Source organism: Streptomyces sp. NPDC021115 (assembly GCF_044333065.1).
GTDB lineage: Bacteria > Actinomycetota > Actinomycetes > Streptomycetales > Streptomycetaceae > Streptomyces.
In genome coordinates, this window is record NZ_JBIRQF010000014.1 from 129656 (window position 1) to 145201 (window position 15546).

14 protein-coding genes are annotated in these 15546 nt (G+C 71.4%); 12 read left to right on the forward strand and 2 right to left on the reverse strand.

The features are described 5' to 3' along the window. From ACH4TL_RS33020 to ACH4TL_RS33035, 4 genes are read left to right on the forward strand one after another with little or no spacing between them, the layout of a single operon-like run. The gene (locus ACH4TL_RS33020) at nucleotides 1-2580 is read left to right on the forward strand and encodes a DUF4118 domain-containing protein (protein ID WP_398323495.1); all 2580 of its coding nucleotides are present in this window, start codon (nucleotides 1-3) and stop codon (nucleotides 2578-2580) included. After that, nucleotides 2577-3260 carry a response regulator gene (locus ACH4TL_RS33025; RefSeq protein ID WP_398323493.1) on the forward strand — a complete coding sequence of 228 codons (684 nt, stop codon included), beginning with the start codon at nucleotides 2577-2579 and terminating at the stop codon, nucleotides 3258-3260. Before ACH4TL_RS33020 ends, ACH4TL_RS33025 begins: the two co-directional genes overlap by 4 nt. A gap of 28 nt (nucleotides 3261-3288) precedes the next feature. After that, entirely contained in the window at nucleotides 3289-3699 is a 411-nt protein-coding gene (locus tag ACH4TL_RS33030) for an OB-fold nucleic acid binding domain-containing protein (RefSeq protein ID WP_184503503.1), read from the forward strand. Between the two features lie 3 nt (nucleotides 3700-3702). After that, the gene (locus tag ACH4TL_RS33035) at nucleotides 3703-4539 is read left to right on the forward strand and encodes a DUF3159 domain-containing protein (RefSeq protein WP_398323491.1); all 837 of its coding nucleotides are present in this window, start codon (nucleotides 3703-3705) and stop codon (nucleotides 4537-4539) included. 88 nt (nucleotides 4540-4627) lie between these two features. Here ACH4TL_RS33035 and ACH4TL_RS33040 read toward each other — a convergent pair whose 3' ends face one another. Next, a complete protein-coding gene (locus ACH4TL_RS33040) occupies nucleotides 4628-5302 on the reverse strand; it encodes a potassium channel family protein (RefSeq protein ID WP_398323489.1) in 675 nt (224 codons plus the stop codon). Beyond that, the gene (locus ACH4TL_RS33045; RefSeq protein WP_009714521.1) at nucleotides 5299-5967 is read right to left on the reverse strand and encodes a TrkA family potassium uptake protein; all 669 of its coding nucleotides are present in this window, start codon (nucleotides 5965-5967) and stop codon (nucleotides 5299-5301) included. Before ACH4TL_RS33045 ends, ACH4TL_RS33040 begins: the two co-directional genes overlap by 4 nt. A gap of 481 nt (nucleotides 5968-6448) precedes the next feature. Between ACH4TL_RS33045 and ACH4TL_RS33050 the strand changes: the two genes are divergently transcribed. The 8 genes from ACH4TL_RS33050 (at nucleotide 6449) to ACH4TL_RS33085 (ending at nucleotide 15505) form a co-directional block, all read left to right on the forward strand. Next, the gene (locus ACH4TL_RS33050) at nucleotides 6449-7918 is read left to right on the forward strand and encodes an ATP-binding protein (RefSeq protein ID WP_398323486.1); all 1470 of its coding nucleotides are present in this window, start codon (nucleotides 6449-6451) and stop codon (nucleotides 7916-7918) included. After that, a complete protein-coding gene (locus tag ACH4TL_RS33055; protein WP_398323484.1) occupies nucleotides 7915-8343 on the forward strand; it encodes a roadblock/LC7 domain-containing protein in 429 nt (142 codons plus the stop codon). The genes ACH4TL_RS33050 and ACH4TL_RS33055 overlap by 4 nt, the downstream gene beginning before the upstream one ends. After that, the gene (locus ACH4TL_RS33060; RefSeq protein WP_398323482.1) at nucleotides 8340-8699 is read left to right on the forward strand and encodes a DUF742 domain-containing protein; all 360 of its coding nucleotides are present in this window, start codon (nucleotides 8340-8342) and stop codon (nucleotides 8697-8699) included. The genes ACH4TL_RS33055 and ACH4TL_RS33060 overlap by 4 nt, the downstream gene beginning before the upstream one ends. Continuing rightward, nucleotides 8677-9294, forward strand: a complete 618-nt coding sequence (locus tag ACH4TL_RS33065; RefSeq protein WP_398323480.1) for a GTP-binding protein — start codon at nucleotides 8677-8679, stop codon at nucleotides 9292-9294. Before ACH4TL_RS33060 ends, ACH4TL_RS33065 begins: the two co-directional genes overlap by 23 nt. 116 nt (nucleotides 9295-9410) lie before the next feature. Beyond that, nucleotides 9411-10796, forward strand: coding sequence for a cytochrome P450 (locus tag ACH4TL_RS33070; protein WP_398323701.1), 1386 nt, complete (start codon nucleotides 9411-9413; stop codon nucleotides 10794-10796). Continuing rightward, nucleotides 10778-11893: a cytochrome P450 gene (locus tag ACH4TL_RS33075; protein ID WP_398323699.1), complete on the forward strand. Its 1116-nt coding sequence runs from the start codon at nucleotides 10778-10780 to the stop codon at nucleotides 11891-11893. Before ACH4TL_RS33070 ends, ACH4TL_RS33075 begins: the two co-directional genes overlap by 19 nt. An 88-nt stretch (nucleotides 11894-11981) precedes the next feature. After that, nucleotides 11982-14075 (forward strand): APC family permease, encoded by a 2094-nt coding sequence (locus ACH4TL_RS33080; protein ID WP_398323478.1) that lies wholly within the window; start codon nucleotides 11982-11984, stop codon nucleotides 14073-14075. 86 nt (nucleotides 14076-14161) lie between these two features. Continuing rightward, a complete protein-coding gene (locus tag ACH4TL_RS33085) occupies nucleotides 14162-15505 on the forward strand; it encodes a class I SAM-dependent RNA methyltransferase (protein WP_398323476.1) in 1344 nt (447 codons plus the stop codon). Nucleotides 15506-15546 lie beyond the last annotated feature (41 nt).

Sequence of the window (15546 nt, forward strand, 5' to 3'; positions counted from 1 at the left end):
ATGGGACGCGGCAAGCTTCGGATCTACCTCGGCGCGGCGCCGGGCGTCGGCAAGACCTACGCGATGCTGTCCGAAGGGCACCGCCGGGTCGAGCGGGGCACCGACCTCGTGGTCGGCTTCGTGGAGCACCACGGCCGCCGCCGCACCGAGGTGATGATGCACGGCCTGGAGGAGGTGCCGCGCCGGGAGCTGGAGTACCGCGGCGCCGCGTTCACCGAGATGGACGTGGACGCGGTGCTCGCCCGCGGCCCCGACGTCGCGCTCGTCGACGAGCTGGCCCACACCAACGTCCCCGGCTCCCGCAACGCCAAGCGCTGGCAGGACGTCGAGGAGCTGCTGAAGGCCGGGATCGACGTCGTCTCCACCGTCAACATCCAGCACCTGGAGTCGCTGGGCGACGTGGTCGAGTCGATAACGGGCGTACGGCAGCGGGAGACCGTCCCCGACGAGGTGGTGCGCCGCGCCGACCAGATCGAGCTGGTCGACATGTCGCCCCAGGCGCTGCGCCGCCGCATGGCGCACGGCAACATCTACGCGCCCGACAAGGTCGACGCCGCGCTGTCCAACTACTTCCGGCCCGGGAACCTCACCGCGCTGCGCGAGCTGGCCCTGCTGTGGACCGCCGACCGGGTGGACGAATACCTCCAGCAGTACCGCGACGAGCACAGCATCCGCTCCACCTGGCAGGCGCGCGAGCGCATCGTCGTCGGGCTCACCGGCGGCCCCGAGGGACGCACGCTCATCCGGCGCGCCTCCCGGATGGCGGCCAAGGGCTCCGGCAGCGAGATCCTGGCCGTCTACATCGCCCGCAGCGACGGCCTCACCTCGGCCTCGCCGAAGGAGCTGGCGGTCCAGCGCACCCTGGTCGAGGACCTGGGCGGCACCTACCACCACGTCATCGGGGAGGACATCCCCGGCGCGCTGCTGGAGTTCGCGCGTGGCGTCAACGCCACCCAGATCGTGCTCGGCTCCAGCCGCCGCAAGGCGTGGCAGTACGTGTTCGGGCCGGGCGTGGGCGCGACCGTCGCCCGGGACTCGGGCCCCGATCTGGACGTGCACATCGTCACCCACGACGAGGTCGCCAAGGGGCGCGGACTGCCCGTCGCGCGCGGCGCCCGGCTCGGCCGCTCCCGGCTGATCGCGGGCTGGCTGGTGGGCATCGCCGGGCCCGTGCTGCTCACCCTGGCGCTCACCGCCACGGGCGCCACGCTCAGCGCGGACGCCGGTCCCGGCTTCGCCAACGAGGTGCTGCTGTTCCTGTTCCTCAACGTGCTGGCGGCCCTGCTGGGCGGGATGCTGCCCGCCCTCGCCTCGGCGGCCGTCGGATCGCTGCTGCTCAACTACTACTTCACCCCGCCCACCCACACGCTGACCATCGCCGACCCCGAGAACATCGTCGCCATAGTGATCTTCGTGGCGGTCGCGGTCAGCGTCGCCTCCGTCGTCGACCTGGCCGCGCGCCGCACCCATCAGGCCGCCAGGCTGCGCGCCGAGTCCGAGGTGCTGTCCTTCCTCGCGGGCAGCGTGCTGCGCGGGGAGACCAGCCTGGAGGCGCTGCTGGAGCGGGTCCGGGAGACCTTCGGCATGGACACCGTGGCCCTGCTGGAGCGGGAGAGCGATGTCGCGCCCTGGACCCGCGCGGGCAGCGTCGGCGGCACCGCGGGCGCAACCCCGCCGGAGCGCCCCGAGGACGCCGACGTGGACATGCCCGTCGGCGATCACATGGCGCTCGCGCTGTCCGGCCGGGTGCTGCCCGCCGAGGACCGCCGGGTGCTGGCCGCCTTCGCCGCCCAGGCCGCCGTCGTACTGGACCGGCAGCGGCTGGTGGGGGAGGCGGAGCGGGCCCGTGAGCTGGCCGAGGGCAACCGCATCCGCACCGCGCTGCTCGCCGCCGTCAGCCACGACCTGCGCACCCCGCTCGCGGCCATCAAGGCGGCCGTGACGTCCCTGCGCGCGGACGACGTGGCCTGGTCGGCGGAGGACGAGGCGGAGCTGCTGGAGGGCATCGAGGACGGCGCCGACCGCCTCGACCACCTGGTCGGCAACCTGCTCGACATGTCCCGGCTCCAGACCGGCACCGTCGCCCCCCTCATCAGGGAGATCGACCTGGACGAGGTGGTGCCGATGGCGCTCGTCGGCGTCCCCGAGAGCGGTGTCACCCTGGAGATCCCCGAGGACCTGCCGATGGTCGAGGTCGACCCGGGACTGCTGGAGCGCAGCGTCGCCAACATCGTCGAGAACGCGGTGAAGTACAGCCCCCGGGACCAGCCGGTGCTGGTCTCCGCGAGCGCGCTCGGCGAGCGGGTCGAACTGCGCGTCGCCGACCGGGGCCCGGGCGTACCGGACGCCGCGAAGGACCGTATCTTCGAACCCTTCCAGCGCTACGGGGACGCCCCGCGCGGCTCAGGCGTCGGCCTCGGACTCGCCGTCGCCCGCGGCTTCGTGGCGGCGATGGGCGGATCGCTGGCCGCGGAGGACACCCCCGGAGGCGGGATGACCATGGTGCTGACCCTGCGGGCCGCCCCCGGCCGCCCGCGCCACGACCCGCAGGGCACAACGGAAAGGCAGGCCGTCAGATGAACCGGGTGCTCGTGGTGGACGACGAGCCGCAGATCGTACGCGCCCTCGTGATCAACCTGAAGGCGCGCAAGTACGAGGTCGACGCCGCAGGGGACGGCGCGACCGCCCTCAAGCTCGCCGCCACCCGCCACCCCGACGTGGTCGTGCTCGACCTGGGCCTGCCCGACATGGACGGCGTGGAGGTGATCAAGGGGCTGAGGGGCTGGACCCGGGTTCCGATCCTGGTGCTCTCGGCGCGTCAGACCTCCGACGAGAAGGTCGAGGCGCTGGACGCCGGGGCGGACGACTACGTCACCAAGCCGTTCGGCATGGACGAGCTGCTGGCCCGGCTGCGCGCCGCCGTCCGCCGCGCCGAGCCCTCCGGCCCTTCGGACGCCGCGGTGGTCGTCGTGACCGACGGCTTCAGCGTCGACCTGGCCGCCAAGAAGGCCCACCGCGACGGCCGCGACGTCCGGCTGACGCCCACCGAATGGCATCTGCTGGAGGTGCTGGTGCGCAACGAGGGCCGCCTCGTCAGCCAGAAGCAGCTGCTCCAGGAGGTCTGGGGCCCGAGTTACGGCACCGAGACCAACTACCTGCGCGTGTATATGGCGCAGTTGCGCCGCAAGCTGGAGAACGACCCCGCCCATCCGCGGCACTTCATTACGGAGCCGGGGATGGGGTACCGCTTCGAGCGGTGAGCCGGGGGCTCACCGGTACGCTGGCCGTATGAGTTCCGTACCCCAGCCCCCCGGGAAGCGTGACAAGCCGGTCGGCCGCTTCCGGCGGATGATCGACCGGCTGTCGAGCTCCCAGGAGGAGCTGCACTCCGCAGAGCTCCAGCAGGACGCGGAGGACGCGGGCTGTACCAAGATCGGTGACTGTGGCGACCGGCAGATCGTCAAGGTGACGGGTACACTGCGCACGGTCACGCTGCGTCCGCGGGCCGGGGTGCCCGCGCTGGAGGCGGAGCTCTTCGACGGCACGGCCGCCCTCGACGTGGTGTGGCTGGGCCGCCGCTCCATCATCGGTATAGAACCGGGCCGCAAGCTGATCGCCACCGGCCGGATCTCCATGAGCCATGGGCGCCGGGTGCTGTTCAATCCGAAGTACGAACTCCGACCGCTCGGACAGGAGTAGCCGGTGACGTCTGACGACAAGACGACCCCGACCGATCATCAGGACGCCGCCGCCGACGCGCAGAGCAGGGCGGCGGCGGACACCGCGCTCCTGGAGGCGTTCGGCGGGGTGCGGGGCATGGTGGACACCACCGTCCCCGGGCTGGTCTTCGTCCTGCTGTACACGATCAAGCGCGACATCCACCTGGCGGCGATCGGCGCGCTCGGTCTGACCGTGCTGCTCGCGCTGGCCCGGCTGGTGCGCAAAGAGACGCTGAAGCACGCGTTCAGCGGGGTCTTCGGGGTCGCGTTCGGCGCGATCTTCGCGATGATGTCCGGCGACGCCAAGAACTTCTACCTGCCGGGCATGCTCTACACGCTCGGCCTGGCGATCGCGTACGTCCTCTCGGCCATTTTCCGTTACCCGCTGATCGGCGTGCTGCTGGGGCCGATGCTCAAGGAGAACCTCTCCTGGCGCACCCGCAACCCCGGCCGGTTCCGCGCGTACACCCGGTCCACCTGGGCGTGGGGGCTGATCCTGCTCGCCAAGTCGGCGATCCTCTTCCCGCTCTACTGGTGGGGGGACGTCACCCAGCTCGGCTGGGTGAAGGTGGCGCTCGGCATTCCGCCGTTCCTGCTGTGCGTCTATCTGACGTGGATCTTCCTCGCCAAGGCCCCGCCGCCGATCGACGTGATCGCCGAGATGGAGGCCGAGGAGAAGGCGGAGCGGGAGCGCGAACGCGCCAAGAGGGAGACCGAGCAGGCCGAGCGGATCGTCGAACCGCTGCTCTCGGAGTGGACCGACCAGATGGTGGACGAGGCCCGCAGCGAGTCGGCCGACCGCCGCCCGCCCCGGCACTGAGCACCACGACGAAGCCCCGGGCTCCCGTGAAGGGACGCCCGGGGCTTATCGCTGGTCCAGCCCTCTGGCCCGCCAGCCCTCTGGCCCTCTAGCCCGCGTCCTGGCGCTGGACGGACAGCAGCGCCTCCAGCTGCTCCTCGCGCGCCTGGGCCGCGACGAACAGCAGCTCGTCGCCCGCCTCCAGGACGTCGTCCTTGTTCGGGGTCAGCACCCGGGTGCCCCGGATGATGGTGACCAGCGTGGTGTCCTCCGGCCACTCCACATCGCCGACCCGGGTGCCGGCCAGGGCCGCCTCCGGCGGCAGTGTCAGCTCCACCAGGTTCGCGTCGCCGTGGCTGAAACGCAGCAGTCGCACCAGGTCGCCGACGCTCACCGCCTCCTCGACCAGAGCCGACATCAGCCGCGGCGTGGAGACGGCGACATCGACGCCCCACGCCTCGTTGAACAGCCACTCGTTCTTGGGGTTGTTGACGCGGGCGACCACCCGCGGCACCGCGTACTCGGTCTTCGCGAGCAGCGACACCACCAGGTTGACCTTGTCGTCGCCGGTGGCCGCGATGACCACGTTGCAGCGCTGGAGCGCCGCCTCGTCCAGCGAGGTGATCTCGCACGCGTCGGCCAGCAGCCATTCGGCCTGCGGCACCCGCTCCACCGAGATGGCGGTCGGGGCCTTGTCGATGAGGAGGACCTCGTGCCCGTTCTCCAGCAGTTCGCCCGCGATGGAGCGCCCCACGGCGCCCGCTCCGGCAATGGCAACCCTCATCGGGCCCCCTCCTCAGGTCCCTCGTCGAACGACGCCTCGACCTTCTCGACCTCGTCGGTGCGCATCATCACATGCACCAGGTCGCCCTCCTGGAGCACCGTCTGCGAGGTGGGCAGCATGGCCTCGCCGAGCCGGGTCAGGAACGCGACCCGCACCCCGGTCTCCTCCTGGAGCTTGCTGACCTTGTGCCCCACCCACGCGGGGGAGGTGTGCACCTCGGCGAGCTGCACCCCGCCGCTGGGGTCCCGCCACAGCGGCTCGGCGCCGGACGGCAGCAGCCGCCGCAGCATCTGGTCGGCGGTCCACCGCACGGTGGCCACGGTCGGGATGCCCAGGCGCTGGTAGACCTCGGCGCGGCGCGGGTCGTAGATCCGGGCCGCCACGTTCTCCACGCCGAACATCTCACGGGCCACCCGGGCCGCGATGATGTTGGAGTTGTCACCGCTGCTGACCGCGGCGAAGGCCCCGGCCTCCTCGATCCCCGCCTCGCGGAGCGTGTCCTGGTCGAAACCGACGCCGGTCACCCGGCGGCCGCCGAAGCCCGCGCCGAGGCGGCGGAAGGCGGTGGGGTCCTGGTCGACGACCGCGACCGTGTGTCCCTGTTGCTCCAGGGTCTGGGCGAGCGCCGCGCCCACCCGGCCACAGCCCATGATCACGATATGCATGCGTCTTACCCCGCACTCCTGATGACCGTGCTGACCTGCGCAAACACCCTGCTCACTTCTTCCTTCCAGGACCTACGGGGCGACAGCGGGGCGAGGGGCCCCGATGCCGGTGCCGCACGGCGACAGAGGTCGGCCGCCACGGCGTCTGTTCCCACCGTATCCATACCCTTGGGGCGATTCCCTGCCCGAGCGCCCCCGGCCGGGAGGAAACGTGGTGCCCGGGCGGCCCGGCGGCTAACGCGAGCGGCGGGCGCCGATGGCGCCCGCCGGGGGTGCGCCCCTCATCTTTGCCCGATATCCAGGATCTTCACTGAACGGTTACGGGAAATGGCAATACAGTCCCGTGGGTTCGAACTTTGTTACGGCCATCGGACACTCGGTCACAGCATGGCTAAGATGATCGCCGTACTCCGTTTCCGGACGGGACATCAGGACACTGAATCGTTCCCTCCACGCCCGAGTTCTCTGCACGAGGTCCCTGATGACAGATCACATAACGGAGGCAGTGAGCTGGTGCCTGGCCGTCGTTCTCCTCGTCGTATTCGTGCTTCTGATGCGCCAGCGGCGGATCACTGCCGGAGTGCGCAGGCGTAACGCCACGCTGGAGGACGGCCTGCGCGCCCGGGACGAGGAAGTGCAGCATCTGGTCGAGGTCCGTCTCCCGGCGATCACGGACGCGATGAGCCAGCCCAGCCCGCTGCCCGGGCTGCGGGACGAGAAGCTGGCCGGGACGGCCTACGCGCAGAGCCTGCACGCGGTCATGGAGCAGTTCACCCGCGCGGTGGACAAGGCCCAGGCGCGGGCCGACGCCTCCGCCAAGGCCGCGCTCAAGGCGTCGATGCGCGCCATCCAGGGCCTCGCCAACGAACAGCAGGTCTCGATCTCGGAGATGCAGGAGCGGCACGACAACCCCGACGTGCTGCGCGACCTCCTGGAGATCGACCACGCCAACGCGCAGTTCGGCCGGCGCGCCCAGGCCATCGCCGTGTTGTGCGGCTCCTGGCCCGGCCGCCAGCGCACCGCCTCCCCGATGACCGATGTGGTCCGTGGTGCCAAGTCGCGCATCCGTGACTACCGTCGGGTCCAGGTGCACGCCCTGATCGACATCGGCGTGACGAGCCGCGTGGTGGAGCCCGTGGTGCTCGCGGTCGGCGAGTTGCTGGACAACGCCGCCCGGCATTCCCAGCCCAACACCAACGTCGAGGTCAGCCTCCAGCCGGTGCACAACGGCGCCTGCATCGTGATCGACGACGCCGGGGTCGGCATGGACGGCCTGGAGGTCCAGCGGGCCGCCGGGCTGCTGTCCGGTCAGCGCGCCGTGGATGTCTCGCGGCTGGGCGACCCGCCGCAGTTCGGCTTCGCCGTGGTGGGCCTCCTCGCCGCCCGGTACGGCTTCAGCGTCTCGGTGGACACCCGGTCCCCGTACGGCGGTGTCCGCGCCGTCCTGTTCCTCCCCAGCGCGCTGCTCACCCACATCGACGCGGAGGCGCCCGCCGCCGCCCCGGCGGCCCAGGGCGAGTACGAGGCCGCCGCCCCGCTGCGTACCCTCCCGTCCCGGCAGACCCGCCGTAGGGCCGCCCCCCAGGCCCCCGCCGAGCCGCAGGCCGCGCCCCAGGCCCCCGCCGAGCCGCAGGCCGCGGTCCAGCCGCCCTCCGCGGAGACGGGGCAGCCGTCCGCGGACGACGAGGCGACGCGCGTGTACGGGGAGACCGCGGGCGGTCTGCCCAAGCGCCGCCGCCGGCAGCCCACCGCCGCCCCGTCGGCGGATGGCCGGCCCACCGCACCCGGACCGTGGTCCGGTGCCCCCCAGACCGACACGGGTTCGCACCGTGTCCGCTCGGCCGAAGAGACCGCCAAGCGCATGGGCGCGTTCGCGCGCGGTACGCGCTCCGGCCGTGGCGTCACACAGGATGCCGCCCCTCACACCGAAGAAGGGAATCGCCAGGCATGAACGACCACATGAACAACGAGCTGGGCTGGATGCTCGACGAGGTGGTCAAGATGCCGGAGGCACGGCACGCGATCCTGCTCTCCGCCGACGGGATGCTGCGGGCGCACTCCGAGGGCATCGCGCGTGACGAGGCCGAACGCCAGGCCGCGGCGCTCTCCGGGCTCCAGTCGATCAGCCGCAGCACCTCCGAGTTCTGCGACCGCGAGGAGACGCCCTGGCAGCAGACGCTGGTCGAGTTCGTCGGCGGCTACATCTTCCTGATCGCCGCCGGTCCCGGCGCGTACCTGGCCGTCTCGGCCACCGAGAACGTGGACATGGAGGCGGTCAGCTACCGGATGCAGAAGCTGGTCGACCGGCTGGGCAAGGAGCTGACCAGCCCGCCGCGGCAGGGCGTGTCCCGGCAGGGAATCGGCAGCCACGTATGAGCGGCCGGGGCAGGCGCGAGAAGGGACTGGTACGGCCGTATGTCGTGACCGACGGCCGTGCCTACCCGACCCGCAACACCTTCGACCTGGTGACCCTGGTCATGGCCCACCCCGACCGGCCGCTCACCGGTCTCAGCCCTGAGAAGCGGGAGGTCATGGAACTCTGCCTCGGCGGTGCGCTCTCGGTCGCCGAGGTCGCCGGATATCTGGAGCTGCCGGTGAGCATCACCAAGGTCCTGCTGGGCGATCTGGTCGACAGCGGCCACATCAGCACCCGGGCCCCCATCCCGCGGGCCGAACTCCCCGAGACCCAGCTGCTCCAGGAGGTGCTCGATGGACTCCGCGCTCGCCTCTGACCAGGGTGCGGTCTATCTGCCCCCGACCGTACGGACCGCGGCCAAGCTGCTGGTCGTCGGGCACTTCGCGGTCGGCAAGACGACCTTCGTCGGCTCCCTGTCCGAGATCCGGCCGCTGCGCACCGAGGAGACGATGACTCAGGCCGGGGCGCTCATCGACGACCTCGCCGGCATCGAGGAGAAGACGACCACCACCGTCGCCATGGACTTCGGCCGGCTCACCCTCAGCGAGTCCCTGGTCCTGTACCTCTTCGGCGCGCCCGGACAGCAGCGCTTCACCCGGATGTGGAAGGACATGACGCACGGCGCGCTGGGCGCGCTGGTGCTCGCAGACACCCGTCGGCTGGAGCAGTCCTTCCCGGTGATGGCCGTCCTGGAGGAGCAGGGCCTGCCGTACGCGGTCGCCGTCAACCACTTCGAGGGCGCGCCCCGCTTCGCCGAGACGGAGGTCAGGGAGGCGCTCGATCTGTTGCCGGAGACCCCGCTGGTCACCTGCGATGCCCGGGACCGGATCTCCTCCACTCACGCGCTGATCGCCCTCGTCCAGTATCTGCAGGCCCGGCACACCCGCGTTATGTCCCAGGAGAATGTGTGACCCATCGTCCAGACCTCGAGGCAGTCACCGGAACCGCACCACCGCCGGGCTGCCCCGCGCATCAAGGCGGTTCGGCCGGGTCCGCCGACCCCCTCGGGCTCGGCGCCCGGGTGCCGATGTACGGCGCCGACTTCGCCGCCGATCCGCACGGGTTCTACGCGCGGATGCGGACCGCGGGGCCCCTCACCCCGGTGGAACTCGCTCCGGGCGTCGACGCGTATCTGGTCACCCGCTACTCCACGGCGCTGGAGGTCCTGCGCGACACCGAACGGTTCGCCAAGGACCCCCGTAACTGGGCGGCCTTCAACGAGGGCCGGATACCTGAAGACAGCCCCGTGCTGCCGATGATGATGTTCCGGCCCAACGCCCTGTTCACCGACGGCGAGCAGCACGCCCGCTATCGCGGGGCGATCACCGACAGCCTCAGCCGGGTGGACTCGCACGCGCTGAGCGACTACGTCGAGCGCAGCGCGGACACCCTCATCGACTCCTTCGTGGAGCGGGGCGAGGCCGAGCTGCTGAGCGAGTACGCGGGGATCATCCCGCTGATGGTGTTCAACCGGCTCTTCGGCGCCCCTCCGGAGCAGAGCAGCGAACTGATCCGGATCCTCACGATCATGTTCGACGCGAGCAGCGCCGAAGCGGGGCAGGCCAACGAGGACCTGTCGCGCTACATGACGGGCCTCGTCGACGCCAAGCGCGAGAAGCCCGGCGCCGACGTCACCTCCTGGATGATCGCCCATCCCTCGCGGCTGGCCGACGACGAGCTGATGCAGCAGATCGCGCTGCTGATGGCGGCCGGTACGGAACCCCAGGTGAACCTGATCGGCAACGCGCTGCGGCTGCTGCTGTCGGACGACCGGTTCGCCGGTGAGCTGTCCGGAGGCAGCCTGCCCGTCCAGGACGCCCTGGACGAGGTCCTGTGGGCCGATCCGCCGTTGGCCAACTTCGGCACCCGGTTCGCCCGCTACGAATTCGAGATGGGCGGCGTGCGGCTGCGCAAGGGCGACGTGGTACTCACCAGCTATGCCGCGGCCAACACCGACCCCGTGCTGACCTCCCAGGGCCGCGCCGGCAACCGCGCCCACCTCGCCTGGAGCGTGGGCGCCCACCGCTGTCCCGCCGAGGGGCCCGCCCGGGTCATCGCCTCCGTTGCCATCGAAAGGCTGCTCGACCGCCTCCCCGACATGCAACTCGCGGTGAAATCGGACCAGTTGACCTGGCGCCCCGGCCCCTTCCACCGCGCCCTGGGGTCGCTGCCGGTGCGGTTCCCGGTCCTCGCCAAGCCGACCCCCGGACCCGCCTCCATGCCGCCCGCCGCGGCCGTGCCCGCTCCACAACAGCTCGCCGAGCCCCAGGGAGACAACCAGTGGTCCACGACTCCCGTCCCCTCGTCCTCGACCCCACCGGCAGCGACATCAACGCCGAAGCCGACCGCGTCCGAGCCCAAGGGCCCGCGACGCCCGTGGAACTTCCTGGGGGCTTGGTGGCGTGGGCAGTAACCCGCCAGAGCCTGCTCAAGAAGCTCCTGACCGACCCCCGGGTGTCCAAGAACCCGCGCCTGCACTGGCGGGCCTGGAACGACGGTGAGGTCCCGCCGGACTGGCCGCTGATCGCCTGGGTGGCCGTGCAGAACATGTTCACGGCCTACGGTGCCGACCACCGCAGGCTGCGCACCCTGGTCTCCAAGGCGTTCACCGCGCGGCGCACCGCCGCCCTGCGGCCGCGCATCGAGGCGATCTGCGCCGACCTGCTGGACAAGCTGGCGACCGCCCCGCCCGGTAAGCCGGTGGATCTGCGCGACGGGTACGCGTACCCCCTGCCGCTCCAGGTGATCTACGAGCTGTTCGGACTCACCGACGAGGGGTTGCGCGCGCGGATGAGCCGGTTCGCCGACAGCTCCTTCCGCACCACCACGTCGCCGGAGGAAGTGGCGGCCGCCTCCGCCGAGATGGACGCCATCATGGAGGCGCTCGTGGCCTCCAAGCGCGAACAGCCCGGCGACGATCTCACCAGTGGTCTGATCGCCGTGCGGAGCGAGGGGGACGCGGCGCTGAGCGAGCGTGAGCTGTGCGACACCCTCGCGCTGATGCTGACCGCCGGGCACGAGACCACGGTCAACCTGCTGGACAACGCCGTCCACGCGCTCCTCACCCACCCCGAGCAGCTCGCCCACGTGCGCGAGGGCCGTGCCTCGTGGGAGGACGTGATCGAGGAGACGCTGCGGCACTCCGCCCCGGTCGCCAACCTGCCGCTGCGCTACGCCGTCGAGGACATCGAGCTGGACGGCGGCGTGGTGCTGCGCAAGGGCGACGCGATCGTCGCCGCCTACGCGGCCGCCGGGCGCGACCCGGAGGTGCACGGCGAGGACGCGGACCGTTTCGATGTCACCCGCGACCTCAAGAACCACCTCGCGTTCGGCCACGGCGTCCATCTGTGCGTCGGCGCCCCGCTCGCCCGGCTGGAAGCCATGATCGCGCTTCCGGCGCTGTTCGACCGTTTCCCTCGACTCTCGCTAGCGGCCGGGCAGGACGCGCTGGAGCCGGTGGAGAGCTTCATTTCCAACGGTCACCGCAGCCTGCCCGTACGGCTGTCCTGACCGCCGTACCGGCCGCGCCGCCGCCCGCCCGTCCCCGGGCGGGCAGGCGGGTGGGCGGGCGCCCCGCCCACCCTTTACGATCCTCTGCGTGTCCAAACTGACCGACCTCCCGAAACGGATCCTGATCGGGCGGGCGCTGCGCAGCGACAAGCTGGGGGAAACCCTCCTCCCGAAGCGCATCGCGCTCCCCGTCTTCGCCTCCGACCCCCTGTCCTCCGTCGCGTATGCGCCAGGGCAGGTGATGATCGTCCTTTCCGTGGCGGGTGCGTCGGCCTACCACTACTCTCCGTGGATCACGGTTGCGATCATCGTGCTCATGTTCACGGTGGTCGCCTCGTACCGCCAGAACGTGCACGCGTATCCCAGCGGAGGCGGTGACTACGAGGTCGCCAACACCAACCTCGGCCCCAAGGCTGGCCTCACGGTCGCCAGCGCCCTGCTGGTGGACTACGTGCTGACGGTGGCCGTGTCGATCTCCTCCGGCGTGGAGAACCTCGGCTCCGCCGTGCCGTTCATCGTCGAGCACAAGACCCTCGTCGCGGTCGCGATCATCCTGCTGCTGACCCTGATGAACCTGCGCGGGGTCCGTGAGTCGGGCAAGCTCTTCGCGATCCCCACGTACGTCTTCGTCGGCGGCGTCTTCGTGATGATCCTCTGGGGCGCGTACCGAGCGCTCGTCCTCGGCGACGACATGAAGGCCCCCACCGCCGGATTCGAGGTCCACGCCGAGCAGACCGGGCTGGCCGGGTTCGCGCTGGTCTTCCTGCTGCTGCGCGCCTTCTCCGACGGCTGCGCCGCCCTCACCGGCGTCGAGGCCATCAGCAACGGCGTGCCCGCCTTCCGCAAGCCCAAGAGCCGGAACGCGGCGACGACGCTGGCGCTGATGGGCGGCCTCGCCGTCACCATGTTCGTCGGCATCATCACCCTCGCCCTGGTCACCAATGTCAAGATGGCCGAGGACCCGGCCAACGACCTGTTCAAGGACGGCACCGCACTCGGCTCCGGATACACCCAGAACCCCGTGATCTCGCAGGTCGCGGCCGCCGTCTTCGGCGACGGCTCGTTCCTCTTCGTGGTGCTCGCCGCGGCCACCGCGCTGGTGCTGTTCCTCGCCGCGAACACCGCGTACAACGGCTTCCCGCTGCTCGGCTCGATCCTCGCCCAGGACCGCTACCTGCCGCGCCAGCTGCACACCCGGGGCGACCGGCTCGCCTTCTCCAACGGCATCGTGCTGCTCGCCTCCGCCGCCGCCGTGCTCGTCTACATCTACGGCGCGGACTCCACCCGGCTGATCCAGCTGTACATCGTCGGCGTCTTCGTCTCGTTCACCCTCAGCCAGACCGGCATGGTGCGGCACTGGAACCGCCACCTGGCCACCGAACGCGACCCGGCCGCCCGCCGCCGCATGATCCGCGCCCGCGCGATCAACACCTTCGGCGCGTTCTTCACCGGTCTTGTCCTGGTCGTCGTGCTGCTCACCAAGTTCACCCACGGCGCCTGGGTGGCGCTGCTCGGCATGGCCGTCTTCTACATCACCATGTCCGCGATCCGGCGCCACTACGACGGCGTCTCCGAGGAACTGGCCGCCGCCACCGAGCAGTCGGACGAGGAGGAGGTGCGCCCCTCCCGGGTGCACTCCATCGTCCTGGTCTCCAAGATCCACAAGCCGACGCTGCGCGCCCTGGCCTACGCCAAGCTGATGCGCTCCCACCGGCTGGAGGCGCTGAGCATCAACGTCGACCCCGCCGAGACCAAGGCGCTCCAGACGGAGTGGAGCGAGCGCGGCATCGACGTCCCGCTGAAGATCCTCGACTCCCCGTACCGCGAGATCACCCGGCCGGTCATCGACTACGTCAAGGGGCTGCGCCGGGAGAGTCCGCGCGACGTGGTCTCCGTCTACATCCCCGAGTACGTGGTCGGCCACTGGTACGAGCACCTGCTGCACAACCAGAGCGCGCTGCGGCTCAAGGGCCGCCTGCTGTTCACCCCCGGCGTGATGGTGACCTCCGTGCCCTGGCAGCTGGACTCCTCGGAGCTGGCCCGCAAGCGCGCCCGCAAGCGCGCCGAGTGGAACGCCCCGGGCGCGGTCCGGCGCGGCCCCGTGGTGCCGCAGCGGCCGAAGGGCGAGCGCAAGACCGAGCGCAAGGCCGAGAAGGCGCCCGTCCGCACGCCGGGGCGCTGACCGCTTTTGTGAGGGCCGGGGTACGGGGACGTAGACTGGTCGGCTGCTGTCCCCGTACCCCGACCCCCTCTGGAGCCGAACCCGCCATGCAAAGTGAACCCAAGGCGTCGCTGGTCGGCGAGGAGTACGAGGTCGAGGTCGGCCCGGTGGCGCACGGCGGCCACTGCATCGCCCGGACCGCCGAGGGCCAGGTGCTGTTCGTCCGCCACACCCTGCCCGGTGAGCGGGTCGTCGCCAGGGTCACCGAGGGCGAGGAGGGCGCGCGCTTCCTGCGCGCCGACGCGGTGCGGATCCTGGACGCCGCCAAGGACCGGGTGGAAGCCCCCTGCCCGTTCTCCGGCCCCGGCCGGTGTGGCGGCTGCGACTGGCAGCACGTCGCCCCCGGCGCCCAGCGCAGGCTCAAGGCCGAGGTGATCACCGAACAGCTCCAGCGGCTGGCCGGACTCACCCCCGAGACGGCCCGCTGGGACGGCACCGTCGAACCCGCCCCCGGCGACAAGGTCGCCCGCGGCGAGGTCCCGGCCTGGCGCACCCGGCTCCAGTACGCGGTGGACGAGAAGGGCCACGCGGGCCTGCGCCGCCACCGCTCGCATGAGGTGGAGCCCGTCGACCACTGCCTGATCGCCGCGCCCGGCGTCACCGAACTCGGCATCGAGAAGCGGGAATGGCCGCAGATCGAAACCATCGAGGCCATCGCCGCCACCGGCTCCTCCGACCGCCAGGTCGTCCTCACCCCCCGCCCCGGCGGCCGGCTGCCGATCGTCGAACTCGACCGCCCGGTCTCGGTCCTGCGCATCGGCGAGTCCCGCGGCCGCGAGCGGCACCGCCTCGTCCACCGCGTCCACGGCCGCCCCTTCGTCCGCGAACGTGCCGCGGACCGCACCTGGCGCGTCGGCGAGGGCGGTTTCTGGCAGGTCCACCCCAAGGCCGCCGACCTGCTGGTCGAGGCCGTCATGCAGGGCCTCATGCCGCGCAAGGGCGACACCGCGCTCGACCTCTACTGCGGCGTCGGCCTCTTCGCGGGTGCCCTCGGCGAACGCGTCGGCGAGCGCGGCGCGGTGCTGGGCATCGAGTCCAGCAAGCGCGCCGCCGAAGACGCCCGGCACAACCTCCAGGACCTCGACCGCGTCCGCATCGAACACGGCAAGGTCGAGCAGGTGCTGCCCCGCACCGGCATCACCGAGACCGACCTGATCGTCCTCGACCCGCCCCGCTCCGGCGCGGGCAAGGAAACGGTCGCCCACCTCGCCTCCCTCGGCGCCCGCCGCATCGCCTACGTGGCCTGCGACCCGGCAGCCCTGGCCCGCGACCTCGCCTACTTCCGCGAAGCGGGCTACGCCCCGCGCCGCCTGCGCGCGTTCGACCTGTTCCCGGTGACCCACCACGTGGAGTGCGTGGCGATCCTGGAGCCGGCAGGGAAGGGCCTCTGATCTGCTGGTTCCTCTGGTCGTCCAGGTTTCGGGTGAGCTGG